This window comes from Bradyrhizobium sp. SPXBL-04 (assembly GCF_051853035.1).
Taxonomy (GTDB): domain Bacteria; phylum Pseudomonadota; class Alphaproteobacteria; order Rhizobiales; family Xanthobacteraceae; genus Bradyrhizobium; species Bradyrhizobium zhanjiangense.
The window spans coordinates 3957046-3983705 of the sequence record NZ_CP182472.1; the positions used below are offsets into that span (position 1 = coordinate 3957046).

The following is a 26660-nucleotide window of genomic DNA, read 5'->3' on the forward strand; positions in this document are numbered from 1 at the left end:
GAAGGGTGAGGGCCCTTTCGGAATGCTCGCACCTGCATGAGGGAATTTTCGGCACTACCCCGGTCATTCGATTAGGCCTTCGGAATTACATGACCTGGATTACGAGGACGGGGAACCGCCATCGGAACGGCGCATTGGAGTTTTGGCAGAGTGGGAGAGGTACGATGGGAGCAAGTTCAATGTGGTGCTCTCGTTTCCGCCTGGCTGCGCTAATTGCAGCCGTTGCGGTGGTCGGCCTCGTCGCGGCGACCTTTGACGTAAGGGGTGCCACGGATGACTTGTTGGCCCAAGCGCAGCAAGTCTTCCAGCCACTGCCCAAGGATATGGCGACACCGGAGTTCCCGATCACGCCCGAGCGTGTTGAACTCGGTCGCACGTTGTTTTTTGATCCCCGCGTCTCGGTGGACGGCACCACGAGCTGCGCTCGCTGTCATCAGCCTTCCCTTTACGGAACGGATGGCTTGGCTAAACCGCACGGCACACACGACAAGATCAATCCACGCAACGCGCCGACCATTCTCAATGCCGCCCTGCAGCTCAATGCACATTGGCGCGGCGACAGGAAGAACGTCGAGGATCAAGCGACACAGGCGTTGGTCGGCCCGACAAGCTTTGGCAACCTCGACTATGCGTCCGCAATGAGCAGAATTAAGGGTATTCCCGGTTATCTGGGGATGTTCGAAAGGGCATTTCCGGGAGAAACAGATTCTGTAACGCCGGACAATTGGGGCAAGGCAATCGGCAGCTACGAGCGCGCGCTGGTCACGCCGTCTCGCTTCGACCAATATCTTTCTGGGGATGCTCGGGCCCTTTCAGCTACAGAACAGCGCGGCTTGAGAACCTTCCTCGAGACCGGCTGTACAGCCTGCCACAATGGCCCTGGTGTCGGAGGAGGCAGCTTCCAGAAATTCGGAGCTGTCGAAGATTACTGGAATGAGACGAAGAGCGCCGAGATCGACAAGGGCCGCTTCGATGTGACCCATGACGAAGCCGACATGTACGTCTTCAAAGTGCCTGTTCTGCGCAACGTGGCCGTGACGCCGCCTTACTTCCACGACGGATCGGTCAACGCGCTACCTGAAGCGGTGCGGATTATGGCGAAGGTACAGTTGGGCAAGGATCTTGCGGAGCAAGATGTCGCGGACATCGTAGCTTTCCTGGGAAGTCTAACCGGAGAGTTGCCGGATCATTTTCGCAACGCCCCAGTGCTGCCCCCCAACGCCTTCGAAGCTGCAGGGGATCAAGCAACTGGGGAGGGCCGGTGAACGTCAGCCAGACCGCGGACCAACGGTGGATTGAGCAGGTAACTGGCGGAGCTCTCACCAGCTGACGTCGCCGTCTCACGATCACTTCTCTTCAAACTGGAACCCGGCGAGAACCAGGGTGCGCCCATGCTGCGGCCTGATCAACGCCGGCCCGCGGTCTTTCGGTACGAGCCTCAATGCTGCTTGCGATAGTCCGATCTTTCCATTCACTGGCGCGAGGGCTGCTTAGCAGGCGGGCCGCTCTTATTGCCCGGCAGTCCCTTAATGTTCGACGGGTCCTGCATCCGAACCGTCGGGTTCTCCTGGTTCGTCGTCGAGCTAGAACCAACGGTCTCTCCAGGCTTGACGGCAGGACCGCTCTTGTTTCCCGGTTGACCCGGTATTCCTGCGCCGGAGCTCTGTGCGCTCGGAGCACCGGAGACGTCGGGTTTGGTCGTCTGCGCCAACACCGCTGAAGACAGAACCGTCAGCAGAAGGGCGACGGCACTTATAAGCAACTTCATGGCGCTTACCTCCTTACGAAAGGATTGTGTCAGTGCGAACGTGCGCCTGCTCAGCGCGTTCCGACCCCGGGTGAATTTAAAGAGCCGCGCATCCGCGAGTGACGCCAGCGCCTCGGCTCGGCAGAATGGGAGTATTGTCCTAATCAAACGGACAGTGCACTGCACTGATATTGTTGTAAGTTCCTTCGAGTTTCAGCTTCGGAACTGACGTTTTGGAGGAGATTATCGCGCCTATATCCTGGGGGGCGGACGGCCACATTCAGCTTCGCGTCGAACTCCATTGCGCCGACGAAAGAACGGCAAGTGAACGAGCCAAGCAGCTCGCCGATGATCATGACGTCGAGCTTTGGGAAGGCGCACGCCTGATCCGCACGCGCATCCAACGAATGCACATTGGCGTCATCCGGGCGGCCGCCTGGCGTCCCGTCCGTCCGGACGCGATAGGGCGCGGCGCCCGTTGTCCGGTCGGGCGGGCCACGCCCCATCCAGAGTCGCCCTTCACCTAGTCGTGAGTTGGGTCCGCTGTCTGCGCGGGTCTACATCAAGGGTGGGTTGATCGAGACGGTCTCTCGCACCACGAGCGCTACAGGAGCAGGCCGACAGTGCCAGTGCCCGACGGGGCCAGCGCCGACAGTGCCAGCGTCCTTGCGGCCAGAGAAAGCGAGCATCAACCTCCGCGCCCCACGCGGCGCAAGCGCTTGCGTCCGCGGCTCGGGCGCGGTTGGTTGATAGGCCGTTTTCGTCTGATGATCCTATAACCCTTCGCGAGCCTCTTGCGCGGTGGTGCGACGCGATTGCGCTTGAGCCGCGTGCACCATGCCAATGTGAGCCTATCATGAGCGAAATCATCTCATCGGTATTGCTCGATGCGCACCGCGCAAGAAGGCAAGGTCTCAATGCCATCGCGCAGCGACAACGCGCTCGGCTTGGCGAGGCCGTCGCCTTCGCTCGCGCCAACTCGCCCTATTATCGCGAACTCTATCAGGGTCTACCGGAGCGGATTGAGAGTTCGTCCGTGCTGCCGGTGGCTCATAAGCAAGAGCTGATGCGTCATTTTGACGACTGGGTCACCGATCGTGAGGTTAGTTTCGCGGCAGTGCGAGCGTTCGTCGATAACCCCGAGCTGATCGGGCAACGCCTCCTTGGCAAATATTCAGTGGCAACCACTTCGGGCACCACCGGGACACCTGGAATATTCCTGTTGGACGAGCACAATTGGACGGTCACACTCGCTTTTTCGCTGCGCATGATGATCGGCGCGCTTAGCGCCAGCGAGATATTTCGTCTCCTCGTCGGCGGCGGCCGCGCGGCGTCGGTGCTTGCGATGGGGGGGCATTACATCGGCGCAACCAGCTTTGCTGCAATCCACACAAAATCGTCGGCCCGACGATTCCGGGCGCTCCCGGCACAGGCGCCGTTGCAGAATCTGGTCGCCGAGCTCAATCGGTTCTGCCCGGCTCTGCTCATCGGATACGCCAGCGTCATGGCACTCTTGGCCGCCGAGCAGGATGCCGGTCGCCTACATATTCGGCCGGCGCTGGTTCTTCCGACTTCGGAAGGGCTTTCGCCGGACGGATACGACCGGATCGCAAGGGCATTCCACGCCAAGGTCCGGACTATTTACGTCGCGACGGAATGCCTGTTCATGGCGATCGGCTGTGAACACGGTTGGCATCACGTCAACAGCGATTGGGCGATCCTCGAACCCGTCGATGCGAGCTATCGGCCGGTGCCGCCCGGTGAGGAGTCGCATACGGTCCTCGTGAGCAACCTCGCCAATCGCGTGCAGCCGATCCTCCGCTACGATCTCGGCGACCGCATCCTGCAACGACCTGATCCCTGTCCTTGCGGCAACCCGCTTCCGGCGATCCGCGTGCGGGGCCGCGCTGCCGACATCCTCACGTTTCCGACCGAACGCGGCGAGAAAGTCGCAGTGCCATCGCTCGCGCTTGAGATAGATCATGTACCTGGCGTGGAGTTGCTTCAGATCGTGCAGACTGCGCCAACACAATTGCGCGTTCGGCTCCATCCCGCAGCCGACGCTGACCCAAACCGGGTTTGGCGGGCGGTGCATTCCGAACTGACCAAGCTATTGAACGAGCATGGGCTTGGTCAGGTGTCTGTTGAGTTGGCCCCCGAACCACCAGTCGCATCTTCCGCCGGAAAATACCGCACCGTCATCCCACTGGTTCTGAGCGCTTGAAAATCATGAGAGCTTCGGGCGGATCGCGCTGCTGCTGCCCTACACCCGCGTTTCCATTGACGCGAAGCAACGAACTGCCCGCTGTAGGTGAACGGTTGGCGATGGCCTTGTCAGGGCAGGCCGGCGTGAACCGGGAATTACGGTGCGCTGGCATCCGGCTTGAAAAGCACCTATAGGCCCCGAACTGCACCTAATCTTTTGCCCATCTCGGCAAGACAGCTTCGCGCGTTCAAGCGAACGAGCTCGCCGCCAATGGCGCCGACTTCAAGCCGCATCTTGATTTCGGTTCGGGCCGTAGTCTTCCGGTTTTGACATAAATTAACCTGGTGTGGTGAAAGCTAGATACACTTCTCTTGGTTGCGAAGACGAGTCTGCGATTGCGATGAATCTGACTTCGGCTGGCAGCAATGCTGCCGGAATGCTCAGTGCCTCTCACACGCAGACTTCATGACAATGCTGGGCGGGCCGCGTCGATTGGCCTGCCTTTGCTGAGGCAGGCGCAGCGACCAAAGCCCATTGGAGATCCAGTCGTGGTCCGCTTGCATGTCGAACGCTTCATTCGTAGCCGAACTGTCCGACGATCCCTGGCGCTCGGCATCATCGCTCTGAGCGGATGGGCCCTGTTGCCGTATGTGACCTACAGAATCGCTCCGTCCGCCTTCGTCAACGCCGAGCTCATGCGCGTGACTGCACCGATCGCGGGTCAGCTCGCGCCTGATCTTCCACGCAAAGGTGAATATTTCCAGCGCAACCGGGTGGTGTCGCTGGTCGAGGCGCGTTCGCCGGATCGCCGGCACCTCATGGACCTCGATCAGCAGCTTGCCGTGTCCAGCAAGCGCGCAGAGCTCGCACGTCGGCAACTTGAGGAAATCGCCGAGCTCGATCGCAAGCTCCGCGAGCGCAGCGAGGACTATCGTTTGGGAGCGGTCGCACGCCTGAGCCACGAGATCGGAGAAACGGAGGCCGAACGAGGCGGCTGTCTCGCCGAGGCGCGGCAGCGGAACGATGTCGCGGGCCGGATGGAGAAGCTCGTCAAGCTCGGCATCAGTTCACAGATCCGTTCTTCCGAAGCCCAGGCTTCCCAGGAGGCAACCGCAACGCGGTGCCAGATGGCCGATGAACGCCTGCAGCGGTTCAAGACGGAGTTGGCGGCGGCTGAGAAGGGCATTTATCTTCGTGGCGATGCCAATGACGTGCCCTATTCTCAGCAACAGCGCGAGCGACTTGTTCTCCGTCGCCAGGAGCTCGAGACGGACCTGTTGCAAAACAGCTCACGTTCCGCGCAGCTGGCCGCGGAAATCACAGAGGAGCGCGCTCGACTTGATCGCCTTCAACACTACGATCTATCGTTGCCTGCAGCCCATGTGGTCTGGTCGGTCGCGGCCAGCCCGGGCTCGATGGTCACGGAAGGGCAATCGGTCTTTGATTTTGCAGATTGCGAACGCCGATTCATCGTCGTTGAACTGCCCGAGCGCGATTTCGAGAAGATCAAGCCTGGAGATCCTGCTACTGTCCGCCTGATCGGGAGTCGCGAGTGGAAGACCGGCCAGATCCGGCAAGTTCGCGGCTCGGCCGCGTACGCCGATGATCGACTGCTCGCGGCTCGGGTGCCGCGACCTGATCCGGGTAACATTACTGTTGAGATCTCGTTGCCGCCTAACGAGACGGCGGCCGACCACAACGGCTCCTGCGATATCGGACGGTTGGCCGAAGTGCGCTTCGAGCGCAGCTCCGACGGCCTGCTTCGATTGGTCAGCTCGAAGCTGAAATGGCTGACCGCTCGGCTGGATCTCGACCAGTCGTCCCTGTGAGCGAGAAATTCCGTGCAGGTCATGACTCTGTCTTTCGCTCAGCTGTTCGCGCCGATGTTGGGCGTCTTTGCGGCGATGTACCTGTTGGCGCCAACCTTTGCAGTCACGCGCCTTTGGGCGCGTATCGCGATTTTTGTCGCGGTTTGGCTTGTCGTTGCCCGCTATCTCGAATGGCGCATCTTCACCACAGTGCTGCCGGCAAGCGGGACCTGGTATCAGGTCGGCTGGATCTGGCTCTGTCTCTTCGTCGAGCTCCTGACCTTCACGGATCAGTTCATTCTCTATCTGACCTTCCTTCGCAGGACCGATCGCCGCAGCGAGGCAGATCAGCACGAACGTCGGCTTCGCTGCCTGCCGGATGATGAGTTGGCCTCGGTCGACGTCTTCATTCCAACCTATGACGAGCCGTTCGAGGTGCTGGAAAAGACGATCACGGGCGCACTATGTCTGGACTATCCAAACTTCCAGGTCTGGGTCCTGGATGATGGTCGCAGGCCCTGGCTGAAGGAACTCTGCGAGCGCAAGGGTGCCGGGTATCTCACCCGTTCCGACAATGTGAATGCGAAAGCAGGCAATATCAATCATGCGCTGACGATGACGCATGGCGAGTTCTTCGCGATCTTTGACGCGGACTTCGTGCCGCAGCGCAATTTCCTGATGCGCACAATGGGCTTCTTCGCCGATCCAAAGATCGGAATCGTTCAGATCCCGCACGCTTTCTACAACGAGGACCCGATGCAGGCGAATCTCGGCCTGCACAGGGGACTGCCGGACGAACAACGGTTCTTCTTCGATAGCATCATGCCCGCGCGCGATGGTTGGGATGGTGCGTTTTGTTGTGGATCCAACTCCGTCACGCGTCGTGCAGCGCTCCGCGCGGTAGGCGATTCCTTGCCGACCCAGTCCATTACGGAAGACATCCTGCTGACGCTGGTCCTGCTGCGCAAAGGATACGTCACCCGCTATCTTTGCGAACCGCTGGCAATTGGATTGGCACCGGAAAGCCTTGGCGCCTTTTTCGTGCAACGGCAACGCTGGGCGCGTGGCGCGATCCAGACCCTGTATCTCGCCGCCGGCCCGCTCGGCCCCGGACTGAGCTTGATGCATCGGCTCCTCTTCTTTCCGACGCATTGGCTCTCATTGGGCTTGCGGGCGCTCATGGTCGTGGTGGTTCCGATCGTGTTCATGTGGACCGGCCTCGCGCCTGTGGTCGACGTCACCCCTGAGTCGGTCTTCTATTACTTGTTCCCCGCGATCCTGGCGCTCAACGGTGGTATCTCCTGGTTCGCGCCGCACGCGCATTTTCCACTGGCTGCCCAGGTGTCGGCGACCATCCAGAGCTTCAAGATTCTACCGACGGTGCTCGGGACTCTCGTCAAGCCGAAGGGACATGCGTTCAGGGTGACGCCCAAGGGAGCCGCCGCGCGGTGCACAAGCTATGCCACGGAGATATTCTGGCCGTCGGCGGCCCTGATGGCGTTGACGGTTGTCGGCCTCGTTCTGAACACCATCCCGGAATGGCGGATCATCGATCATCCCGCCGCTTTACCGATGGTCGCCTTCTGGTCGGTCGTGAACATCGTCGTGCTGTTCTTCGTCTGCATGACCTCGCTACAGGCGCGGATGGGACGTTCCGAGGAACGCTTCGATGTCGACGAATCAGTCTTGATCCATACTGAGACCGGTGAGCTGCTTTCCGGGCGCATGAGCAACATCTCTCTTTCCGGCGCCGGCGTCCTGCTCGATTCCGGCATCGACTGTCCTCGTAGCGGAGAACCGCTGCGCGTACACATCATGCAGGTGGGCTGGGTCGACGCGATGATCGCGCAGCAAAGAGGTCAGCTCGTGGGGGTGCAGTTCAAATTGCCGCAGTCGCTCGAACGAGACCTGTTGATCCGCAAGCTTTTTACCGTCGCCCGCTTGAAGGAGAACAGTGTTATCGCATGGTCGGTGAACAGAACGATGCTCAAGAGCATCTGGTCAATGGCCGCGCCGTTGCCTCAGCTTGAGACAAGTGGCGCGAAACCCGCGGCGCCTTCGCCGGCTGAGCGTCTGCCGGCCGAGAGCCTGGTCATCCGGCCTCAACCGCGGATCGGCGATTTGGCACATCTCGCCGGAGCTCGAAGCCTGCATCCGACGAGTTTCACCAGAACCTTTCCTTAGCCGGGTCGGCGGCTCGGTACTCCAAGCCATCGGCTGAGCTGATGATGTTGATCCCTGTGCTCATCGACCTCCGCGAGCTGTCGATCGCACAAACCGGCTCTCGATGCGGTCAGCCGACTTCCATGTTCTGCCACAAACCTCAACCGGAAATGGTCAAGCCTGTCATAACCCCGAATCGTCCTGGGGTGTCAGGGTAGAGGGAACGTCTCTTGTCCGATCATCGCAGCGATTTTCGCCAAGGGCGTCTGACGTTCTGGGCATCCGTATTTGTGGCGGTCGCCTGCGTGGCGATTGTCGCAGTGAGCGGCTGGCGGGAGTGGTCGTCGCGACAGGCGACGTTGAAGAGCTCCGAGACCGACATGGCCAATCTGGCCCGATCGCTGACGCAGCACGCGGACGACACCTTCGAGCTTACCGACACTGTTCTCAATGTGCTGGTCGGCCAGCTCGAACTGGAGGGAACTGGCCCTGCGGCAATTGCCAAGATTCAGACCTTTCTTTCCCGGCGCAAGGCCGCGAATCGAATCCGGGCGGTGTTCATCTATGACGAGACCGGACGCTGGCTCGCTACCAGCGAGCCCGTGGAGTTCGCCGGCCTCAACAACAGCGACCGCGAGTATTTTCAGCATCATCGTGCCGTGGCTGACCGGGGAACCTTCATTGGACATCCGGTGAGGAGTCGATCAGGCGGGCAATGGATCATCACAGCGTCGAGACGCTTCAATCATTCTGACGGCAGTTTTGCCGGCGTCGCCCTCACCACAATCAACGTTGATTACTTCCTGCAGTTTTATAGCGGGTTCGACGTTGGCCAGAATGGTTCAGTTGCGCTGGCGGCCGCAGACGGCATTGTCCTCGCACGTAGCCCGGACAACGGATACACAGGCCGCGATCTGTCTGGCGCCCCGCTTTTTAGGAATCTCCGCGAGCGGCCGGTTGCGGGCGCCTACTACTTCACGTCGCCTCTCGACGGGGTTCGGCGTCTGAGCTTTTATCAACGGAGCAGTCGCTATCCTGTTCTCGTGGTTGCCACCGAATCGGAAGACGATGTCTTGGCCCCCTGGCGCAGAGCCGCTCTGGGGCGCATGGCTGCAGTCCTGGGACTGGCAGGAGGGCTGGCGGTTGCGGGGCTCTTGCTGGTGCATCAGCTGCACCAGCGGCAAAAGATGGCCGCAGCTCTGGTCGCCAAGGAGGCGGATTTTCGCCTCCTCGCGGAGCAGTCGGGCGATATGGTGATGCGCATCGCGATCGATAGGCAGATCCTCTATGCGTCGCCGTCCAGCGCCCAGATTCTTGGCTGGGCTCCGAACGAGTTGGTGAATACGTCAGCTCTCGCCGGGATAAATCCCGCGGACTTGGCACGGGTCGAGCAAACCATCTCCGCGTTGATGGACGGCGAAGCCGAAGAGGCGAGAATTGCATATCGCACCCGTCATCGCGAAAAAAACGAGGTCTGGATCGAAACTGCGCTGCGCGTCACCAGGAGTGTGCAGAGCGGAGACATCAACGGCGTGGTGGCGATCTCGCGCGACATGACCGAACGTAAGGATCTTGAGGATAAGCTGTCGGCTCTCGCGATTTCGGATGGCCTGACGTCATTGGCAAACCGCAGGCACTTCGACGAGCGGCTGGCGGCGGAATGGGATCGGGCCAGGCGTGAAGGAGCGCCTTTATCGCTGTTGCTGATCGACGTCGATCATTTCAAGAGCTTCAACGATCAGTACGGGCATCAGGCCGGTGATGCGTGTCTTCGCTCAATCGCCAGGGTTCTGGCGGAGCAGGCCAGACGTCCGGCAGACGTGGCAGCCCGCTACGGTGGCGAGGAATTCGCCTTGCTGTTACCGAATACTGATGCAGGAGGGTGCGAGCAGGTCGGCGAGCAAATTCGGCAAGCGATCCAGGAACTCGGCATCCTGCACGCGTTCAACCCGCCGTCCAAGCAGGTCACTGTGAGCATTGGCGGCGCAACGCACGTGGCGCTGACCGACAAAGCGGATTGCGCGTCACTGATAGCGGCTGCGGACAAGGCGCTCTATGTCGCCAAGGAGAGCGGACGCAACGGCCTCGTGATGTCAGGGCAAATTATCGCGTGGCCCGGCTCGATACGGGCTTGAAAGGGGGCAGCAATCAGACCTGCGCCATCGCTGCACCCGCCGCGGCGCTGAACGCGACGACGATGAGCGGAGGAGCGCGCCAGGCGACCAGCAGGACGAAGCCAGCGAGCGCGATGCCGAAGTCCCGTGGCGAATGCACGGTCGCGGTCCATACCGGATCGTAGAGTGCCGCCCCCAATACGCCGACGACCGCGGCGTTGACACCCCGCATCATGGCCTGGGCGCCAGCGCGCTTGCGGAACGAATCCCAGAACGGCAAGGCTCCGAGCAGCACTAGTATCCCGGGCAGGAAGATGCCGGTAGAGGTATCGGTTGATGAATTCAGATTGGTCACGGACGTTTGATCCGATTCCGGCTGCACACTGTAAGAACGAGAAGGCATGACGCTGATCGGCAGTGGTTGGGACCAGTCATGCCAAGCAAGCGCCGTTTGCTTCTGCTCGGAGGGACGTTGGCGGCCGTTGCAGCGCCCGCCGGTCTCGCCAAGCGAGCCTCCGCCAATGAAGGGCGTCGGCGAGAAGCTGAAGGAAAGCGATTACAGGAAAGAAGGATGAGGAGGTCACGCCACCTCTGAACCGATTCACTAACTCGCAAAATGTCGTGTCGTCTTTCGTGACGACGCCAGGCGTCGCCTATTCGGCGATATCACCTACAAAGGTCGACGGCGGCATAGTCGCGGAACCAAAGCCTTTGCGTTCGCATTGCCGTCGCTGAACTCGCCGCGGAAATGCCCGACTGGCGGCGTGTGGCCGAGCGCCTGACGGTGGAGGACGATGAGGGACAGTACGTCGGAGACTGCCGAGATCAGGGATGGCGTTCATCTCTGCATCGACATGCAGAACATTTTCGCTCCTGGCGGGCTCTGGGCGACGCCGTGGATGGACCGCGTCCTGCCGACGATCGCCTCGATTGCGGCGCGCTATCCGGCCAGAACGATCTTCACACGCTTCATCACGCCGCAGGATCCGGAAGACCGTCCGGGCCAGTGGCAGAGCTATTTCCAGCGCTGGCACCAGGCGACCCGAAGACATCTTCCGCCATCCGGTCTCGAACTGGTGCCGGCCTTGGCCGGGTTCGTTCCGCCGGCGGCCGTCATCGACAAGCCGGCCTATTCCGCATTCAGCAATCCCGGTCTTGCAAGCCTGTTGATCGGAAAGAACGTCGGCACGTTGGTGATCACCGGGGCCGAGACGGATGTTTGCGTGCTGTCGACGGTCCTGAGCGCCGTCGATCTCGGCTTCAGGGTCGTCATCGTCGAGGACGCGCTGTGCAGCTCGTCCGACGTCGGGCACGATGCGCTCATGACGATGTACCGCACTCGCTTTCACGGCCAGGTCGACCTCGTCACCGCGGAGGAGCTGGCGGAATTCTGGCGGGAGTAGATTCGCTGGACATTCCGACGCAGCGCGTCGGCCGATTCACATAGCCTAATGCACGGGTCATCCGGAGCGGCCAGACTATGCCGGCTGGAAAGGGGGCTGCGATGACGATGGATCGCATTGAACAAGCCTTTGTCGCGACCGCGATTACGGGTTTCCTGGTGATGATGGGAGCGATCATCTGGATGATGATGGACTAACGGCCGGGAAGGGTCCTGTCTTGCGCGTCGCGCTACCTTACGCCGCAGTTATCCTGTGCCTGGCGGTGACCGTCTGGATCGCCTTCGCGCATTTGTTCTGATCGTTGTCGGCTGCGATCTTCCGAGGCAGCGGTCTTGTCCGGATGCTGCCTGTCCCGGTGGGGCGGGTTGCGGCGCTCTTGCTCCAGCTCCTCGCGCAGGCGCTGAGCGCTCACGAGATGATCGCTGCTGCGCAGCAGCGCCATGGCCTCGCGCACCAGCTCCTGCGAATGGCTCAGGAGTTGCCTGTCGACGGCGGGATCGGGTGCGTAGATCATTGAACGTCACTCTCTGTTGCGAAGAAGTGGTTAGGAAGACGCGCCGCGCTGGTGTCATGCTCGCCGGTCGCCAACGAGCCTAGCCAGATTCCGTGCCATGGCCACGATATCGATCGGCTTCTCCCAGAGCGGCACGTCCTGGAATTCCGGCTCGATGCTGATCTTCTCGTACCCCGTCGTGAACACGAAGGGCACATCGCGCGCCCTGAGCTCCCTGGCGATCGGAAAGATCATCTGGGTCCGGATGTTTACGTCGAGCACCGCGGCATCCAGAACGCCGCCATTGTGCAGCATCGCGACTGCATCCTCGATGTGACCGACGGGACCGGCAATCTCTGCGCCGAGCTTGCGCAGGGCATTGCCGATGTCGTCGGCGAGGAAATATTCGTCCTCGACCACCAGGATGCGGCGCCCCGTCAGCGGCGTATCTGCAAGAGACGACGCGGGCGAAGCTGACATGATCCCCTCCCGGGAGCCCATCGATGCGATTGGAACATAAGGCCAAGGGCCGCCTTGGTCCAAACGACGCAATCGGAGGCGAGTTCCATGAGCAACCGCGACATCATTGTCATCGGGGGCTCGGCCGGAGCCACCCAGCCCTTGAAGCAGATTCTGGGCCGCCTGCCGGCAGACTTGCCGGCCGCGATCTTTGTCGTCCTGCACATTCCTGCGCAGGGCATCGGGATCCTATCCACGGTCGCCAGCAATGCCGGCCCGCTTCCGGTGCGACAGGCCAAAAACGGCATGAAGATCGAGCCCGGCCAGATTTATCTCGCCGCGCCCGACCACCACCTGCTGCTGTCCGGGGATCACATTTTCCTTGGGCGGGGGCCGCGCGAGAACCTGGTGCGGCCGGCGATCGATGCCCTGTTCCGCTCCGCCGCCCTCTATCACGGCCCGCGCGTGATCGGCGTGCTCCTGAGCGGCCTCTTGTCGGACGGCGCCGCCGGCCTCAACGCCATCAAGCGCTGCGGCGGGATGACGGTGGTGCAGGACCCCATGGACGCCATTTCCGATGAAATGCCGCGGCGCGCCATGGAGGCGACCACCATCGATCTCTGCGTTCCCGGCGCAACCATGGGCGACGTTCTCTCCGAATTGGTCAAGGAGCAGGCCGGAGTCCCGCTGCCGATCCCGCCCGAGATCAGGCTCGAGGTCGAGATTGCGGCCGGTGAGCGGATCGGCAGCGACAATCTCGTGTCGGTTGCCGATCCCGTCGCCCTCACATGCCCGGCCTGCGGGGGGGTGCTTTCCGAGGTCAAGGAAGGTCGCCCAATGCGTTTCCGCTGCCAGGTTGGTCACGCCTTCACCGCGGATGTTCTCGCCAAGGAGCAGGAAGGGCGGGTCGATGAAGCCTTGCGGGTTGCGCTCCGTATCATCGAGGAACGGGCGGAACTGGTGCACCGCATGGCCGCCGACGGCCGGCGCAGCGGCCGGCCTGCGGTCGCCGAGATGTACGAAGCCAGGGCGGCCGAATACCGCGAATATGCCGACATGATCCGGCGCGTCGTGCTAAAGTCGCTCGATCCTCCGGTTCATAAGCGGGAGGCTTGAGGGCTCTGCCATGGCCACCTCCCTTGCCGAATGGACCGAGCAGCTCCGTACCGAGCAGCGCCTGCTGGTGAAGGCCGATCGGGATATCGAGGAGGGCTCGCAGCGCATCCGCGATCAGGAAGATCGCGTGCGTGAGTTGACGGCGGAAGGCCACGACACGCGGCAGGCAGAACGGCTGGTTGATCTGCTCAAGGAGACCCTGGTCGAATGGGAGCGCCACCGCGTCTTGATCGAGCAGCGCGTCACTTACCTCCGGCGGCAGGTCGAGGCGGGTTAGCCGGCGGGTGGCTGATTGCCGGTCTCCTGAATTCCGCACTGAGCTCGAACATGTAGTCGAGCTGTCGCTCCACGCGGCGGCGCCAGCGGTCGTTCTCGGCGAGCAGGCGGCGTGTGGTCGCGGTGGCGCGCTCGGCGCGCCCGATCAGGGTCGCGAGTTCCTTGGAGATTTGCATCGCGCGTTCCTGCGCTACCTGCCGAGTATGGACCTTCCGGCCGGGGCTGACAACGATCGGGCCAGGAATCGAAAAGGGGCTTCGGGACATTTTTGCCTTTGATCTGTTGGGGTAATATCGATTTCTGCTATTTGCAGGGGCCGGGCGCCCATTGGTCCCGGTCAGCGAAAGAGAGCTACCAGAGCCATGAAGGAAGTCGGCGACCGGCCAGTCGATGGAGAGCGCCAGATCAAGGCCCCGCTGATCATCGGCGTCGGCGCCTCACCCCGTGCCCTGGACAGCATCGAGCGCTTCTTTGGCAAGCTGGTCATCGGCGCAGATCAGGCGATCGTGCTGGCACTTCAGCATCACGAGTCGTTCGACGAGCCACGGCTGCGCCGGATCGTGCAGGGATCCAACGGCGCCAAGGTCGCCGACATCAGTGACGGTCATGCGATCGAGGGCGGCACGATCTATCTGTGCCCGCTGGCGATGATCACCACGATTCAGGGCGACCGGTTCGCGATCCGCAAAGCCGAGCAGGCGCCCGGCGAGCGCGCCACAATCGACAGCTTCCTGGTGTCGCTGGCCGAAGAACGCGCCGAGCAATCCATCGGCGTCATCCTCGCCGGCACCGGCGGAGACGGCACGCTCGGCGCCGCGACGCTGAAGGACCACGGCGGTCTCGCCATCGCCGAGAAAGCCGCGGGCCCGGACGCGGCTGAGCACCTGCTCGACGGCAACACGCCTGCCGCGATCGCCGACTATGTACTGCCGCCGGAGGAGATCCCCGAGCACATCCAGGTCTACGCCCGTCATCTCAGGCGCCTGGATGAGAAGCAGGGCTTCGACGAGGTGCTGGCCGCGGCCGCGACCTCGCTGTCGCGCATCGCCGACATCCTGCGCAACAAGACCGGCAATGATTTCCACGGTTACAAGCAGAACACCTTCCTGCGCCGCGTGCAGCGCCGCATGCAGGTGGTCCAGATCGACGATATTCCGGCCTATGTCGATTTGCTGCGCAACGACAAGGATGAGGCGCAGCACCTCTTCAACGACCTCCTGATCGGCGTCACCGAGTTCTTCCGCGACAAGCGCGAATTCGAGGTGCTGGAGACCCAGATCATTCCGAAGATATTCGAGGGCAAGGGCGCGGGTCAGCAGGTTCGGGTCTGGGTGCTCGGCTGCGCCACCGGCGAGGAGGCTTACTCGATCGGCATTCTCCTGCGCGAATACATGGCGCGGATGGATTCGGCGCCGCAGGTGCAGATCTTCGCCACCGACATCGACGGCCGCGCGCTGGCGGCCGCGCGCGTCGGCCGTTATCGCACCAGCATCGAGGCCGACATGACCAGCGAGCGCCTGGCGCGCTGGTTCGTGCGCGAGGGCGACACCTATTGCGTGGTCAAGGAGCTGCGCGAGATGTGCATCTTCTCGCAGCACAACGTCATCAAGGACGCGCCGTTCTCCAAGCTCGACCTCGTCTCCTGCCGGAACCTTCTCATCTATCTCAATGCCGAATTGCAGAACCGCGTGATCCCGCTCTTTCATTTCGCGCTGCTGCCGGACCGCTTTCTCTTCCTCGGCAATTCCGAGAACGTGACGCGGCATCCGAAACTGTTTGCGCCGATCGATCGCCGCGCCCGCATCTTCAAGAAGCTGGAGACCGGAACGCGGCTGCCACCGGAATTTCCGATCACGACCGCGGCGGGCAGGGCGCCGGTCGAAGTCCCGCCGGTGCGCTCCTTCGGCCCCGACGTCGGCCTGGAGCGCCGCGCCCAGCGCATCGCGGAGCGCTATGCGCCGGCCTATGTCATCACCGATGACAATTTCCAGATCCTGCACTTCTCCGGTCGCACCGGCCGCTACATCGAGCCGACGGCGGGCACCGCCACGCTCGACCTGCTCCAGCTCGTGCACCGCGATCTCCGCCTGGAACTCCGCACCGTGCTGAGCCGTGCGGCGGAGACCAACGAGCCTGCCCATGCCGAGCAAGTGCAGCTCGGCGTGAACGGCCACCGTGTCGTCGTCGACGTCACCGTCGAGCCGATCCAGGAGGGCGCCGGCGGCCACCGTAATTTCGTCGTTCTGTTCAAGGACGGCCCCATCCGCGCGATCGAGACCAACCAGAGCAATCCCAACGCCCTCGTGCGCACAGAGCATGTCGAGAGGCTCGAAAGCGAGCTGCGCGCGACGCGGGAGCGCCTGCAGGCGACCATCGAGGAGCTCGAAAGCACCAACGAGGAGCTGAAGTCCTCGAACGAGGAATACCAGTCGCTCAACGAGGAGCTTCAGTCCGCGAACGAGGAGCTCGAAACCTCGCGCGAGGAATTGCAGTCGGTCAACGAGGAACTGACCACCGTCAATGGCGAGCTGGCGCATCGCGTTCAGGAGTTGACGCGCGCCACCAGCGACCTCAAGAATTTCCTCGAGAGCACGCAGATCGCGACCGTATTCCTCGACAACGATTTGCGCGTGATGAACTTCACGCCGGCGATCACGCAGGTTCTGCATCTGGTCGAGACCGATACGGGGCGCCCCATCGCCCACATCAAGGCGCGCATCCCGATCGAGGAGCTCTATGACGACATTCGCCGCGTGCTGCGAACGCTGGCGAGCGTCGAGCGCGAGCTGAGCGCGCCCGACAGCGGCACACGCTACATCGTCCGCATCCTGCCCTATCGCAGCATCGACAATTTCATCGCCGGCGTGGTCATCACCTTCATCGACGTCACCGCGATCACCCGGGCCGAAGAGCGGCAGCGCCTGTTGTTGGCCGAGCTCCAGCATCGCGTGCGCAACACGCTTGGCGTGGTGCGCTCGATCGCCCGCCGCTCGGCGGAAGCCAGCACGACCGTCGAGGAATATGCCTTCCATCTCGACGGCCGGCTGAACGCCTACGCCCGCACCCAGGCGCTGGTGACCCGCGATCCCGAGGGCGGCGTCGACCTCGAATATCTCGTGGTCGAGGAGTTGCTCGCCTACAATGCTCGCGAAGGCGAGCAGATGAGGGTTTCTGGCCCGAAGGTGCGCTTTCAGCCCAAAGCCGCGGAGACCTTCGCGCTCGCGCTCCACGAGCTTGCGACGAATGCGCTGAAATATGGCGCGCTGAGCCAGCCAACAGGCCGTATCGAGGTCTCATGGCGCGTCGATGAAAGCACCGAACCAACGCGGCTGGTGTTCGAATGGCGGGAGCGGGGTGGGCCGCAAGCGGCGCCGCCGCCGCGAAAAGGTTTTGGCACCGAGCTTCTCGAGCGTACGCTGGCCTTCGAGTTCAAGAGCCAGACCACGATGGCGTTCAATCCCGGGGGGCTGCAATGCACGATCATCATTCCCTTCAGCAAGCGCACTTTCCACACGCCGTCATTGGCTGACTGATGTCCTTGTCGATCGCCGATCGCAGCCTGTTGGAGCCGGCCGCTCGCCGGCTGAACGCGTTGAGGCCGTTGTCGGTAGAGGCGCGCGCCGCGCTTGACTATGCGATGCTCGAAGGGTTGCAGCGCGCCGGCTCCGGCGAGGACCTGATCTCGGAAGGAGATCCCGTCGACAGCGTCCGCGTCGTGCTGTCGGGCTGGCTCTGCCGCTACAAGACGCTTGAGGACGGAAGGCGCCAGATCGTCAACTTCATCTTCCCGGGCGAGAGCTGCGACGCGCATGCGTATCTGCTCGCGGTCATGGACCATTCCATCGCGACGCTGACGCCAGTGGTCTACGCTGAAATCAAGCGCGCGCGTTTCGAGAGCCTGATCGCGGGCGACCGGTCGCTTGCGGAAGCATTCTGGTGCGAGAGCCTCGTCAACAACGCGATCCAGCGCGAATGGGCCATCAATCTCGGCCGCCGCGTCGCGCTGGAGCGCGTCGCGCATCTGTTCTGCGAGATCTTCGAGCGGCTTCGTCCTGTCGGCATGATCGAGGGCAATTCCTGCATCATGCCGGTGACGCAGATGGATCTCGCCGATGCCACAGGCCTGTCCGTGGTTCATCTCAATCGCACCGTGCAGGAGCTGCGTGCGTCCGGCCTGATCGTGCTGCGCGAGCGGACGCTCACCATCAACGATCTCGACGCACTTAAGGACGCGGCGCTGTTCTCGCCGAGCTATCTGCAACTCTATCGGAGTGGATGACCAAAGATTGGCGTCAGGTGCTGCTTCGGGTGCTGGCGGCAGCGGCGCTGGTGAGGTGGGAGGTGAGGGCTCGCTACGTTGTCCGCCGGGGCGAGCATCGCCCCTCATTGTCCTGACGTGCCTTGATCTCGGAGCGGACGCTTGCGCTTTCGTAGATCGACAGTCGAAGCTTCTCGCGCGCGTCGTCGAACTGCGTCCGAAGAAGGTGACGCTGCTTTCGAATTTCGCCGTTTTCTTCGAGCGCCAGTTGAGCGCGTGCGAACAGGGCGTCTGTCATTTCTCGATTATGATCGATCCCTCCGCTTTCGACCACCACCCAGGTTAATGTTCTTCGTTCTCTCTTCGGCGAAAGGCTCATAGCTCTTCCCACCAGAGCGAACCGGCAGCATATGTAAGTCGTGCTGACCAAACCAGCACGTCTCTCTGGCAGCGCGCTTGCGCTGAGAGCGGCTGGAGACGCGTCAACATTCCACGTCAGCGACGCAACCGCTCCCGATCGGGAACGTTAATCTCCCGCCGCAGTGAGGGACTGCGAAACTGAGGAGTGACGAGAACGCAACGACGCGCTCCGCCCGGAAACAGGGAGAACGCCTGATGTCGATGCGGCATCGATTCAAGCAAACGGAATCGCTGGAAGCCCGTTTGGCCGCCGAAGCAGAGCGGCTACGCGAAGAAGCCAAATCGCTTCCGCCCGGCGCTGCGCGCGACGAGATGTTGCGCAAGGCGCGTCAGGCCGAAACGGGATCGCAGCTGAGTGAGTGGCTGAGGTCGCCAGGCTTGCAGCCGCCGGACTAATGCAGCCGCGATTGGAGCGTGCAGCACATCAGGCTGCACGCGCCGGGAACGGGTCAGATGTCGGCGCGCACCGATGCGCTGATGTCTTGGGCTGATGTCTTGGGCAGAAACCCGAAAAATGATCATTCCGTCCTGTTAACTTATTGAAATGCCGGAACCGGCTGATGCGGCGGAATCTACAATCTGCCCCGGCTGGGCTGCCCTCAGCCGGCAATTTCCGTCCATCCGAATTGCTCGTGAAAGTACGATGACCGCCAAACGTAACCGCAGGAAACAGACCCAATCGCTCCAGCAGCGGTTGACGACCTTTGCCGAAAGCGCCCGCGAGCGCGCGCGTAGCCTGCCGCCCGGCAACGAGCGCGACATGTTGCTGCGCCTCGCCAAGCAGAACGAAGTGACCTCGAACCTGACCGACTGGCTGAGCGCACCCGTCTACCCACGACGAGGACAATGAAGATGGGGAGCATGAAGCACTATCGCGCGTTCCAGATCGAGCCGGACGGGCGTGTGTTCGGATGCGTCAATCTCGTCTGCGACAATGACGAGCAGGCCAAGCGCGAAGCCGCCGCGCTCGTGCTGCTGCATCGCATCGAGCTGTGGCGGCTCGACCAGCGCATCGCGCGCTTCGATCTGCCCCAGGAGGTGGTGCGCCAGTAGAGTTATGGGAACCGCGCGCAGCGCCCCGGGTTGGTCGGACGGTACCGACTTCGCCAGGAGCCAGCATGACGGACGCCGACATTCGCAAGGGGATGCCGCCCGTCAGGTTGTCGCGCGAGGAGTTCGAGCGGCGTTACAGGAGCCAGTTCGTCGATCCCGCCTTTGCTCCGCTGCAACGCGAACTCGATGCCGTTGTCGGCGCTGCCTGGGACGCTTACAGCCATTCGCGCAAGGCGCCGCTGACGCGCAAGGCGGGCGCGGGCTTCGCCGATCCCGATTACGACATCGCCGTCGATTGGCTGGAGGCGCGCGCCGCCGTGCTTGCGGCGCAGCAACGGCATGACGATGCCGCCGAGACGCCGCGGATCCTGATCATCAACGGCTCGGCCCGCAGCGAGCACACCTGTCCCGGCGAGATGTCCAAGACCTGGCGCCTGGTCAAGCTGGCCGAGCCGGTCTTCATCGAAATGGGATTTGCCGTCGACATTCTCGATCTGTCACGGCTCGCCTCGGAGTTCGGCAAGAATATCCATCCCTGCAAATCCTGCGTTGCGACCGCGATGCCGCTCTGTCACTGGCCGTGCAGCTGCTATCCGAACTATTCGCTGGGGCAGACCGGCGATTGGATGAACGAGATCTACCCGCTGTGGGTCGCCGCTCACGGCATCCTGATCGTGGCGCCGGTGAACTGGTATCACGTGCCGGCCGGGCTCAAGGCGATGATGGACCGCTTGGTCTGCGCCGACGGCGGCAATCCCGATCCGACCTCGACCCACGGCAAGAAGGCCGCCGAAGCCAAGGCCATGGAGCTGAAGGGCTGGCCTTATCCGCGTCATCTCGCCGGCCGTCATTTCGGCATCGTCGTTCACGGCGATGCGGTTGGCGCCGAGGACGTGCGCCGCGCCTTGTCCGACTGGCTGACCGACATGCAGCTGATCTCGGCCGGCCGCTTCGCCGAGCTCGACGGCTATGTCGGCTACATGGAGCCGTACGCCACCTCGCATCGCGAGCTCGACGAAGACGACGAATTCCAGCAGCAGGTGCAGAATGCAGCGCGCGCGCTCGGCAACGCGGTCCGGCTGGCGCGGAGCGGGCGGCTCGAGGAGCCTGGCGCCCGTCTTGCGGACCCAAACCCCAAATGACCAGCGCAGCGACCGGAACCTGGAACGAAGCGCGTTGCCCCGCTTTGGTCGAGCGGAGTGGGGCGCGCGATTGGAGAGAACGGATGGCTCAGTCCGAAGACATGACGCGCTGCATCGGGCTCTGCATGAGCTGCTACCAGATCTGCCTCGGCACGGCGATGAACCACTGCCTCGAGACCGGCGGCAAGCACGTGGAGCCGAAGCACTTCCGCCTGATGATGGCCTGCGCGGAGATGTGCCGGACGGCCGCGCATTTCATGCTGATCAACACGCCACATCACAAGCACACCTGCGGCGAATGCGCGGAAATCTGCGCCGAATGCGCCGAGGACTGCGAGCGGATCGGCGGCATGGACGAATGCGTCGCGATGTGCCGCACGTGCGCTCAATCCTGCCGCGCGATGGCGGCCTGAAAGGACAAAGCCCATGCTGGAAGAGAAACTCAAGGAAGCCATCATCGGCGAGCTGCAAAGACAAGCTGCCGACCGGCCGCAAGCGCTCAAGGTTCAAGGCTCGGACGATGTGAAACGCTCGGAGGAGCTGACCGTCAACGGCAAGGTCGACCTTGGCGCCCTGGTCATGGTGATCGCGGGATCGGTGGCCGGCGGCCCTTAGCGCGATCGTCGACCGGCCCGTTTAGCCGTATTCCTCCCCGATACCGTATTCCCGGTAGATCTCCAGCGGATCGAGGTCGGGAAACAGGCGGCATTTGGCCTGGGCCAGGTGCAGGCTCACCGCCGCCGGCTCCTTGCCGTTCGAGAGCATCTTGCGGATGTCGTCCATATGCGCGTTCGGCCGGTGCTTTGGCTCGAGCTGTTCCAGCGCGACCAGCGCGGTCGCAAGCGCCTCGGTCAGAACCCAATCGTCGTGGCCCGTGATTCCCTTCTTCGACATCGGCAGACCCCACATGTGGCGGCGGTCGATAGTCTATCGCGACTTTCGCCAAATCGCCATTGAGCCGTTGCGGGCAAGCGGCGCGGGAATGGGGCGACGGCGTGCTCCGGCTTGCAATATGGCCGCGTGTGGCTAAAAGGCGGCGAGTTGCGGGGCGAAATATCTTTGTTGAAACAAACTTGGCGTAGACGGGCCTGCACGGCATCCAGGCCGGCTGCTCCGGTCTGGCCCCTGATCCCGTAGGCGCGACGATCCGGTTGCGCTACCCCTTCAAGGCTCGAGCCAGCATGGTTTTTCTTAGCTTCGTCTACCGCTTCATCACCAATTTCGCGTTCATGGCGGTGGTCTATTTCAGCCTGAACTTCATGGAGAAGTACCCGAACCGGGCGATCCTAGCGATCCTGGTGCTGGTCTATGCCGCCATGCGCGCAGCCTCGACGCTGCGCGCGTTCTATTTCTTCCAGAAGATCGAAAAGCTGGAGGCCGAGACGCGGCGGCTTCAGGCCCCGATCAATGATGGTTCGGGCGGAACTTCGGCACGCAAGCAAGTGGTCGCCGACGTTGCGCGGCTGCGGCGCGACGGCGAGCTCAAGTCCTATATGGACCTGTTCTTCCTGGCGCTGATCGTGCTGCTCTGCGTCGCCGCAATCATGCGGCAGTAGGACTTTAAGCGCGCTTCTTCAGGCTGGCGACCCCGGTCGGACGCGGCGCGGCGGCCTTGGGCGCCGTGGTGTTGGCCTGCGCAGCGCGCTTCGGTGTGCCATGCGCGGCATGCGCCGTCCGCCGTCCCGGCGATTTGGCTGCCTTGCCCTTGGCCGGATGAGGCCTCTCGGCTGCCATGGCCAGCCGCGTCGCGGCGCGCCGTGAGGCGGTCGTCGACAGCAGCACCTCGACCGAGCCCTCGGGAATCGCAAACAGGTCGCGGTCCGGCACGGGCAGGGTGGCCGCGACATTCGCCTGCGCCATGGTCCGGCGCGGCAGCAGCGGCTGATGCTCGGTCTGCGCATTGAGATCGGCAACAGCGGGCGCCGGCAGCGTCCCGGTCTGCGCGAACACGAAATTCGGCACGCGCGGCCAGCGCGCGATCGGGGTCGTCTCGGTCGGCGGATGCAGCAGCCATTCCACCGGCGTCGTCGGTGTGGCCGGCCGGTCGGCGGTCGCAGGCACCACATGGACGATGCGATAGCCGCGTGCCTTGAGGTCGCGGATGATCTTCGGCAGCGCCGCTACCGTGCGGGCCTGGATGTCGTGCAGCAGCAGGATGCCCTTGCCCTTGGCCTCCAGCCGCTGGATCGCGAGCTGATAGACCCGGTCGGACGAGACATGGCGCCAGTCGTCGGCCGGGAAATCGGCGCTCCAGACCTGGATGCCGCGCGAGATAAGGTGGTTCTCGACGCCTTCGGCGCGCATCAGGCCGGGAATGCGGAAGAATGGCGCGAGCTTGGACGGATCGGTCATCGCTGCCGAGGTCCATTCGATGCCGCCGTTGATCTCGGCCTCGGCCTTCTCGATCGGCATCCTGTCGAACGTCAGTGGATGGTCCATGCTATGGGTGCCGACGGTGTGGCCCGCCGCCACCAGCTTGCGCACCCCTTCCGGATTGGCCTTGGCCTGGTTGCCGATGATGAAGAAGGTCGCCTTGATGCACTCGTCGGCGAGGATCTGGAGCACCTGGTTGGAATATTTCGGCAGCGGACCGTCGTCGAAGGTCAGGACCACCTCATGGTCCTTCAGCGGCAGCGTCTCGCGATATTGCATGGTGCCGATCAGCGGATGCTCGCGCGGATCGACCACGAGGGTGCGGGAGGTCCCGAGCGCGTCCGGATGGCCGGGACAGTCGGCCGCGAGCGCCGCCGGCGAAGCTGTGGTCAGCAATCCCAACAACAGGCCAAGGGCGCTCCACGATCGCGTCCGCGAAACAACGCTACTTCCGATCATGAACCTTCGTCTGCCCCCATATGCGATGGCCGCCTTAATAGGTCGGAGACGTCTGGAAACCGGTTCAGGCGCAAAGAACCCTTTCCCATGACAGATCCCCCGATCATTTGCATGGGCTAGCATGAACAGAGTGTTAACAGGGCCTAAATCACCCCATTTTGCGCCGGCGTGACATTCCGGCATCAATGCGCGTCGGCATGCTTCTGCGCGGGGCCGGCCGGCGCGATGTGAACCACCCGATAGCCGTTCTCCCTCAGATACCGCAGGAAGGCCGGCATGATCGCGGCCGTGCGCGCCTTGGGGTCGTGGAAGAGGATGATGCCCTTGCCGCTGGCGGCAAGGCGCTCGGTGACGAGCTTCAATTCCTGCTCCGGCGTCATCTCGTTCCAGTCGCTGGCCCAGAGGTCAGCCCCGAACACGACGATGCCGCGCGCCTGGAGCAGGTCGAGCTGTCCTGGTGTTGCCTCGAAATAGGGGAAGCGGAAGAACGGCGTCGATGGCGTCGTGGTCGACACCCCGTGCAGCGCCATCTCGTCGGCCGCGATGCCGCGGTCGATCTCGCTCTTCGCCTTGTCGAGCGGAAGCCGCGCCATGAACGGGTGCGAGAAGGTGTGGTGGCCGATGGTGTGGCCCTCGCTGGCGATGCGCTTGACCATGTCTGGATGCTGGGAGGCGTGCAGGCCGATCAGGAAGAAGGTCGCACGCACGCATTCCTGCGCCAGCGCCGCCAGCACCTTTGAGGTGGTCGGCGGATGCGGGCCGTCATCGAAGGTCAGTACGACCTCGCGATCGGCGAGCGGCAGCGTCTGCGGAAAGCTCTTCAAGCCGACGCGCGGGGTGGTCTTGGCGTCGACGCTCAGAACGCGCGCGGTGCCGAGCGCGTCCTTGCGCGGGCACTCGGCGGCTTCTGGCGAGGTTGCGCCGACGAGGCCGGCCAGCACCGCGCCCAGCGCCATCGAGGTCCATTCCGGCCGATGCATCTTTGTCATTGCGCTCGCAGTTCGCTTGTGGGTATTGCCTGAGCCGTCAGCCCAGACCATCTGATCCAACCTGTCAAACGGCGAGGCGCGCCATGGATGAACAAATGGACGTTGCCCCTCCCGCTGCGGATTCGGTACTCGAGCACGTGCCGATGCGCAATGAAGACGGCGAAATTCGGCACGAATTCGTCGAGGAGATCGCGCATGCGATCGAGGCCGCAGACTCCGCACAGCTGCGCCCGATCGTCGCCGAGCTGCACGAGGCCGACCTCGGCGACCTGATCGGCGCATTGCAGCCCGACGACCGGGTCCGCCTGGTCGAGTTGACCGGGCGCGACTTCGACTTCTCCGCGCTGAACGAGGTCGACGAGGCCGTGCGCGAGGAGATCCTCGAGGAACTGCCGCCGGAGACGGTCGCAGAAGGTGTCCGCGAGCTCGAATCCGACGATGCGGTCGAGCTCTTGGAAACCCTCGACGCCGAGGATCAGGAGGAAATTCTCGAGAAGCTGCCGCTGCGCGAGCGCGTCGCGCTCGAGCGCAGCCTGCTCTATCCGGAAAATTCCGCCGGCCGCCGGATGCAGACCGAGTTCATTGCGGTGCCCCAGGACTTCACCGTGGGCCAGGCGATCGACTACATGCGCGAGACGCCGGACCTGCCCGATCGCTTCTACGAGATCTACGTCGTCGACAAGGACCAGCACTGGCAGGGCGCGGTGCCGCTCGACGTGCTGCTGCGCGCACGCCGTCCGGTGCCGCTCACCGAGCTGACCGACGAGGATCGCCGCCGCGTCTCCGTCCTGGAGGACCAGGAGGAGGTGGCGCGCATGTTCGGCAAGTACAATCTCGTCGCAGCGCCCGTGCTGGACACCCAGGACCGCCTGGTTGGCGTCATCACCGTCGACGACGTCGTCGACGTCATCGAGGAGGAGGCGGACGAGGACCTCAAGGCGCTGGGCGGCGTCACCAGCGACGAAGAGCTGTCCGACACATTTCTCACCATTGCGCGCGGCCGCTTCAACTGGCTGCTGGTCAACCTCGCCACCGCGTTCCTGGCGTCCTCCGTGCTCGGCCTGTTCGAAGGACAACTCGAGAAGATGGTCGCGCTCGCCGTGCTGGCACCGATTGTGGCGAGCCAGGGCGGCAATGCCGCGACCCAGACCATGACGGTCGCGGTGCGGGCGCTCGCGACCCGCGAGCTTGGCTCCTTCAACGCCTGGCGCGTCGTGATCCGCGAGAGCCTGGTCGGCCTCGTCAACGGTCTTGCCTTTGCCGTGATCACGGGGATCGCGGCCGTGGCCTGGTTCAAGATCCCGGGCCTCGGCATCGTCATCGGACTTGCCATCATCTGCAATCTCGTCGCCGGCGCGCTCGGCGGCATCCTGATCCCGATGGCGCTCGACCGTGTCAGGGCAGACCCGGCGGTGGCGTCCGGCACCTTCGTCACCACCGTGACCGACGTCGTCGGCTTCTTCTCCTTCCTCGGCATTGCGACGCTCTGGTTCGGGTTGAAGTAGGAGGCAGCCTCTCTCTCTTCGTCATTGCGAGCGTAGCGAAGCAATCCAGAAACCCTCCGCGGTGGCAGTCTGGATTGCTTCGTCGCAAGAGCTCCTCGCAATGACGGGGTGGGCACAGGGGCCCCCTCACTCAGCGCTGCGCCGCGTCCGGGGCACGAGACCTCGGTATCTTTAATCCGAACTTAAGCGACCTGCCGCATCATCGTCCGCGCTTGGGGGAATGAGCATGCGGTTGCGGCTGAAGGCGGACGGGCGGATCGTCGAATTGCGGGACGGGCAGGAATTTCCGGTCCGGCCGGCGGCCAATGCCGCGTCGGGCGACACCGGCCCGCTCGCGGTGCGCGATTTGCGCCGCCGCGCCCGTCTCACCCAGATGGAGTTCGCCGCAAAACTCGGCGTCCCCGTCGAGACCATCCGCAATTGGGAGCAGGGCAAGCGCGCCCCGCGGGGACCGGCCCGCGCGCTGCTCGCCGTGATCGCGCATGCACCGGATACGGTGTTCCAAGCGCTCGCCAAGGTCTGATGACCAAGGCCTGACGCCAAGAGCTCGACGCGAACCTCACGTTAGTATTGCCCTGAATATCCGGCCGAACTGCCGCGGGCTTGCGTTGGCAGTGACATGGGCCGGGTCCATAATGACGCCTGGATGATTTGGGGCTGCCGCAACAGAGAGGAT

Annotated in this window: 27 protein-coding genes and 1 pseudogene; 19 read left to right on the plus strand and 9 right to left on the minus strand. The window is 63.1% G+C overall.

What is annotated here, in order from left to right; translation table 11 throughout:
- Positions 1-164: 164 nt before the first annotated feature.
- Positions 165-1265: a cytochrome-c peroxidase gene (locus ACNJX8_RS18625; protein ID WP_439361630.1), complete on the plus strand. Its 1101-nt coding sequence runs from the start codon at positions 165-167 to the stop codon at positions 1263-1265.
- A 206-nt stretch (positions 1266-1471) separates the two neighbouring features.
- Here ACNJX8_RS18625 and ACNJX8_RS18630 read toward each other — a convergent pair whose 3' ends face one another.
- A complete protein-coding gene (locus ACNJX8_RS18630; RefSeq protein ID WP_128943328.1) occupies positions 1472-1768 on the minus strand; it encodes a hypothetical protein in 297 nt (98 codons plus the stop codon).
- An 835-nt stretch (positions 1769-2603) separates the two neighbouring features.
- Between ACNJX8_RS18630 and ACNJX8_RS18635 the strand changes: the two genes are divergently transcribed.
- The 4 genes from ACNJX8_RS18635 (at position 2604) to ACNJX8_RS18650 (ending at position 10059) form a co-directional block, all read left to right on the plus strand.
- On the plus strand, positions 2604-3971 hold the full coding sequence (locus ACNJX8_RS18635) for a phenylacetate--CoA ligase family protein (RefSeq protein WP_439361631.1): 1368 nt from the start codon (positions 2604-2606) through the stop codon (positions 3969-3971).
- A 530-nt stretch (positions 3972-4501) separates the two neighbouring features.
- Entirely contained in the window at positions 4502-5782 is a 1281-nt protein-coding gene (locus ACNJX8_RS18640) for an HlyD family secretion protein (RefSeq protein WP_439361632.1), read from the plus strand.
- Positions 5783-5803: 21 nt separating this feature from the next.
- Positions 5804-7945: a glycosyltransferase gene (locus tag ACNJX8_RS18645; RefSeq protein WP_439361935.1), complete on the plus strand. Its 2142-nt coding sequence runs from the start codon at positions 5804-5806 to the stop codon at positions 7943-7945.
- 209 nt (positions 7946-8154) lie between these two features.
- Positions 8155-10059, plus strand: coding sequence for a sensor domain-containing diguanylate cyclase (locus tag ACNJX8_RS18650; RefSeq protein WP_439361633.1), 1905 nt, complete (start codon positions 8155-8157; stop codon positions 10057-10059).
- A gap of 13 nt (positions 10060-10072) precedes the next feature.
- On the opposite strand, the pseudogene ACNJX8_RS18655 reads toward ACNJX8_RS18650, so the two are convergent.
- Positions 10073-10357: pseudogene (locus ACNJX8_RS18655) on the minus strand (chromate transporter); the annotation flags it as partial.
- 475 nt (positions 10358-10832) lie between these two features.
- On the opposite strand from ACNJX8_RS18655, the gene ACNJX8_RS18660 reads away from it, so the two are divergent.
- Entirely contained in the window at positions 10833-11441 is a 609-nt protein-coding gene (locus ACNJX8_RS18660; protein ID WP_439361634.1) for a cysteine hydrolase family protein, read from the plus strand.
- Between the two features lie 229 nt (positions 11442-11670).
- Here ACNJX8_RS18660 and ACNJX8_RS18665 read toward each other — a convergent pair whose 3' ends face one another.
- Together ACNJX8_RS18665 and ACNJX8_RS18670 are read right to left on the minus strand one after the other, a co-directional pair.
- A complete protein-coding gene (locus ACNJX8_RS18665) occupies positions 11671-11955 on the minus strand; it encodes a hypothetical protein (RefSeq protein WP_128955648.1) in 285 nt (94 codons plus the stop codon).
- 54 nt (positions 11956-12009) lie between these two features.
- Positions 12010-12414: a response regulator gene (locus ACNJX8_RS18670; RefSeq protein ID WP_439361635.1), complete on the minus strand. Its 405-nt coding sequence runs from the start codon at positions 12412-12414 to the stop codon at positions 12010-12012.
- Positions 12415-12501: 87 nt separating this feature from the next.
- Between ACNJX8_RS18670 and ACNJX8_RS18675 the strand changes: the two genes are divergently transcribed.
- Together ACNJX8_RS18675 and ACNJX8_RS18680 are read left to right on the plus strand one after the other, a co-directional pair.
- On the plus strand, positions 12502-13509 hold the full coding sequence (locus tag ACNJX8_RS18675) for a chemotaxis protein CheB (RefSeq protein ID WP_128941282.1): 1008 nt from the start codon (positions 12502-12504) through the stop codon (positions 13507-13509).
- A 10-nt stretch (positions 13510-13519) separates the two neighbouring features.
- Complete coding sequence (locus ACNJX8_RS18680; protein WP_128941283.1) at positions 13520-13786, plus strand: hypothetical protein; 267 nt, start codon at positions 13520-13522, stop codon at positions 13784-13786.
- Here the strand turns inward: ACNJX8_RS18680 and ACNJX8_RS18685 are convergent.
- Complete coding sequence (locus ACNJX8_RS18685) at positions 13752-13961, minus strand: hypothetical protein (protein ID WP_128943333.1); 210 nt, start codon at positions 13959-13961, stop codon at positions 13752-13754. The genes ACNJX8_RS18680 and ACNJX8_RS18685 overlap by 35 nt on opposite strands.
- Positions 13962-14147: 186 nt before the next feature.
- On the opposite strand from ACNJX8_RS18685, the gene ACNJX8_RS18690 reads away from it, so the two are divergent.
- Together ACNJX8_RS18690 and ACNJX8_RS18695 are read left to right on the plus strand one after the other, a co-directional pair.
- Entirely contained in the window at positions 14148-17318 is a 3171-nt protein-coding gene (locus ACNJX8_RS18690) for a CheR family methyltransferase (RefSeq protein WP_439361636.1), read from the plus strand.
- The gene (locus tag ACNJX8_RS18695; RefSeq protein WP_439361637.1) at positions 17318-18064 is read left to right on the plus strand and encodes a Crp/Fnr family transcriptional regulator; all 747 of its coding nucleotides are present in this window, start codon (positions 17318-17320) and stop codon (positions 18062-18064) included. Before ACNJX8_RS18690 ends, ACNJX8_RS18695 begins: the two co-directional genes overlap by 1 nt.
- A gap of 73 nt (positions 18065-18137) precedes the next feature.
- On the opposite strand, the gene ACNJX8_RS18700 is transcribed toward ACNJX8_RS18695, so the two are convergent.
- Positions 18138-18422, minus strand: coding sequence for a hypothetical protein (locus ACNJX8_RS18700; RefSeq protein WP_439361638.1), 285 nt, complete (start codon positions 18420-18422; stop codon positions 18138-18140).
- A gap of 236 nt (positions 18423-18658) precedes the next feature.
- On the opposite strand from ACNJX8_RS18700, the gene ACNJX8_RS18705 reads away from it, so the two are divergent.
- The 6 genes from ACNJX8_RS18705 to ACNJX8_RS18730 all read left to right on the plus strand — a co-directional run bounded on the left by ACNJX8_RS18705 (position 18659) and on the right by ACNJX8_RS18730 (position 21273).
- Entirely contained in the window at positions 18659-18859 is a 201-nt protein-coding gene (locus tag ACNJX8_RS18705) for a hypothetical protein (protein ID WP_128933267.1), read from the plus strand.
- 247 nt (positions 18860-19106) lie between these two features.
- Entirely contained in the window at positions 19107-19313 is a 207-nt protein-coding gene (locus tag ACNJX8_RS18710) for a hypothetical protein (protein WP_439361639.1), read from the plus strand.
- Between the two features lie 11 nt (positions 19314-19324).
- A complete protein-coding gene (locus ACNJX8_RS18715; protein WP_370985803.1) occupies positions 19325-19516 on the plus strand; it encodes a hypothetical protein in 192 nt (63 codons plus the stop codon).
- Positions 19517-19581: 65 nt separating this feature from the next.
- Positions 19582-20658: a flavodoxin family protein gene (locus tag ACNJX8_RS18720; protein ID WP_439361640.1), complete on the plus strand. Its 1077-nt coding sequence runs from the start codon at positions 19582-19584 to the stop codon at positions 20656-20658.
- Between the two features lie 83 nt (positions 20659-20741).
- Positions 20742-21071, plus strand: coding sequence for a four-helix bundle copper-binding protein (locus ACNJX8_RS18725; protein ID WP_439361641.1), 330 nt, complete (start codon positions 20742-20744; stop codon positions 21069-21071).
- Positions 21072-21084: 13 nt separating this feature from the next.
- Positions 21085-21273, plus strand: coding sequence for a hypothetical protein (locus tag ACNJX8_RS18730; protein WP_091889590.1), 189 nt, complete (start codon positions 21085-21087; stop codon positions 21271-21273).
- 21 nt (positions 21274-21294) lie between these two features.
- Here the strand turns inward: ACNJX8_RS18730 and ACNJX8_RS18735 are convergent, their stop codons facing one another.
- On the minus strand, positions 21295-21552 hold the full coding sequence (locus tag ACNJX8_RS18735) for a hypothetical protein (RefSeq protein WP_164940018.1): 258 nt from the start codon (positions 21550-21552) through the stop codon (positions 21295-21297).
- A 287-nt stretch (positions 21553-21839) separates the two neighbouring features.
- Here ACNJX8_RS18735 and ACNJX8_RS18740 point away from each other — a divergent pair, with 287 nt between their 5' ends.
- Positions 21840-22214, plus strand: coding sequence for a hypothetical protein (locus ACNJX8_RS18740; RefSeq protein ID WP_091889588.1), 375 nt, complete (start codon positions 21840-21842; stop codon positions 22212-22214).
- A 4-nt stretch (positions 22215-22218) separates the two neighbouring features.
- On the opposite strand, the gene ACNJX8_RS18745 is transcribed toward ACNJX8_RS18740, so the two are convergent.
- Positions 22219-23490, minus strand: coding sequence for a polysaccharide deacetylase family protein (locus ACNJX8_RS18745; protein WP_128955654.1), 1272 nt, complete (start codon positions 23488-23490; stop codon positions 22219-22221).
- 182 nt (positions 23491-23672) lie between these two features.
- The gene (locus ACNJX8_RS18750; RefSeq protein WP_249761818.1) at positions 23673-24446 is read right to left on the minus strand and encodes a polysaccharide deacetylase family protein; all 774 of its coding nucleotides are present in this window, start codon (positions 24444-24446) and stop codon (positions 23673-23675) included.
- A 116-nt stretch (positions 24447-24562) separates the two neighbouring features.
- Here ACNJX8_RS18750 and mgtE point away from each other — a divergent pair, with 116 nt between their 5' ends.
- Both mgtE and ACNJX8_RS18760 read left to right on the plus strand, forming a co-directional pair.
- Positions 24563-25984: a magnesium transporter gene (gene mgtE / locus ACNJX8_RS18755; RefSeq protein ID WP_439361642.1), complete on the plus strand. Its 1422-nt coding sequence runs from the start codon at positions 24563-24565 to the stop codon at positions 25982-25984.
- A gap of 220 nt (positions 25985-26204) precedes the next feature.
- Positions 26205-26507, plus strand: a complete 303-nt coding sequence (locus ACNJX8_RS18760) for a helix-turn-helix domain-containing protein (protein WP_091889582.1) — start codon at positions 26205-26207, stop codon at positions 26505-26507.
- Positions 26508-26660 lie beyond the last annotated feature (153 nt).

Excerpts from the sequence above, each read along its gene's own strand:
- ACNJX8_RS18695 (WP_439361637.1), top strand. The coding sequence starts at position 17,318 with ATGTCCTTGTCGATCGCCGATCGCAGCCTGTTGGAGCCGGCCGCTCGC.
- ACNJX8_RS18730 (WP_091889590.1), top strand. The coding sequence starts at position 21,085 with ATGCTGGAAGAGAAACTCAAGGAAGCCATCATCGGCGAGCTGCAAAGA.
- ACNJX8_RS18645 (WP_439361935.1), top strand. The coding sequence starts at position 5,804 with ATGACTCTGTCTTTCGCTCAGCTGTTCGCGCCGATGTTGGGCGTCTTT.
- ACNJX8_RS18745 (WP_128955654.1), bottom strand. The coding sequence starts at position 23,490 with ATGATCGGAAGTAGCGTTGTTTCGCGGACGCGATCGTGGAGCGCCCTT.
- ACNJX8_RS18630 (WP_128943328.1), bottom strand. The coding sequence starts at position 1,768 with ATGAAGTTGCTTATAAGTGCCGTCGCCCTTCTGCTGACGGTTCTGTCT.
- mgtE (WP_439361642.1), top strand. The coding sequence starts at position 24,563 with ATGGATGAACAAATGGACGTTGCCCCTCCCGCTGCGGATTCGGTACTC.
- ACNJX8_RS18720 (WP_439361640.1), top strand. The coding sequence starts at position 19,582 with ATGACGGACGCCGACATTCGCAAGGGGATGCCGCCCGTCAGGTTGTCG.
- ACNJX8_RS18710 (WP_439361639.1), top strand. The coding sequence starts at position 19,107 with ATGACCGCCAAACGTAACCGCAGGAAACAGACCCAATCGCTCCAGCAG.
- ACNJX8_RS18690 (WP_439361636.1), top strand. The coding sequence starts at position 14,148 with ATGAAGGAAGTCGGCGACCGGCCAGTCGATGGAGAGCGCCAGATCAAG.
- ACNJX8_RS18700 (WP_439361638.1), bottom strand. The coding sequence starts at position 18,422 with ATGAGCCTTTCGCCGAAGAGAGAACGAAGAACATTAACCTGGGTGGTG.
- ACNJX8_RS18665 (WP_128955648.1), bottom strand. The coding sequence starts at position 11,955 with ATGATCTACGCACCCGATCCCGCCGTCGACAGGCAACTCCTGAGCCAT.
- ACNJX8_RS18660 (WP_439361634.1), top strand. The coding sequence starts at position 10,833 with ATGAGGGACAGTACGTCGGAGACTGCCGAGATCAGGGATGGCGTTCAT.
- ACNJX8_RS18715 (WP_370985803.1), top strand. The coding sequence starts at position 19,325 with ATGAAGCACTATCGCGCGTTCCAGATCGAGCCGGACGGGCGTGTGTTC.
- ACNJX8_RS18760 (WP_091889582.1), top strand. The coding sequence starts at position 26,205 with ATGAGCATGCGGTTGCGGCTGAAGGCGGACGGGCGGATCGTCGAATTG.
- ACNJX8_RS18675 (WP_128941282.1), top strand. The coding sequence starts at position 12,502 with ATGAGCAACCGCGACATCATTGTCATCGGGGGCTCGGCCGGAGCCACC.
- ACNJX8_RS18670 (WP_439361635.1), bottom strand. The coding sequence starts at position 12,414 with ATGTCAGCTTCGCCCGCGTCGTCTCTTGCAGATACGCCGCTGACGGGG.
- ACNJX8_RS18685 (WP_128943333.1), bottom strand. The coding sequence starts at position 13,961 with ATGCAAATCTCCAAGGAACTCGCGACCCTGATCGGGCGCGCCGAGCGC.
- ACNJX8_RS18740 (WP_091889588.1), top strand. The coding sequence starts at position 21,840 with ATGGTTTTTCTTAGCTTCGTCTACCGCTTCATCACCAATTTCGCGTTC.
- ACNJX8_RS18625 (WP_439361630.1), top strand. The coding sequence starts at position 165 with ATGGGAGCAAGTTCAATGTGGTGCTCTCGTTTCCGCCTGGCTGCGCTA.
- ACNJX8_RS18750 (WP_249761818.1), bottom strand. The coding sequence starts at position 24,446 with ATGGCGCTGGGCGCGGTGCTGGCCGGCCTCGTCGGCGCAACCTCGCCA.
- ACNJX8_RS18635 (WP_439361631.1), top strand. The coding sequence starts at position 2,604 with ATGAGCGAAATCATCTCATCGGTATTGCTCGATGCGCACCGCGCAAGA.
- ACNJX8_RS18680 (WP_128941283.1), top strand. The coding sequence starts at position 13,520 with ATGGCCACCTCCCTTGCCGAATGGACCGAGCAGCTCCGTACCGAGCAG.
- ACNJX8_RS18725 (WP_439361641.1), top strand. The coding sequence starts at position 20,742 with ATGGCTCAGTCCGAAGACATGACGCGCTGCATCGGGCTCTGCATGAGC.
- ACNJX8_RS18705 (WP_128933267.1), top strand. The coding sequence starts at position 18,659 with ATGTCGATGCGGCATCGATTCAAGCAAACGGAATCGCTGGAAGCCCGT.
- ACNJX8_RS18735 (WP_164940018.1), bottom strand. The coding sequence starts at position 21,552 with ATGTCGAAGAAGGGAATCACGGGCCACGACGATTGGGTTCTGACCGAG.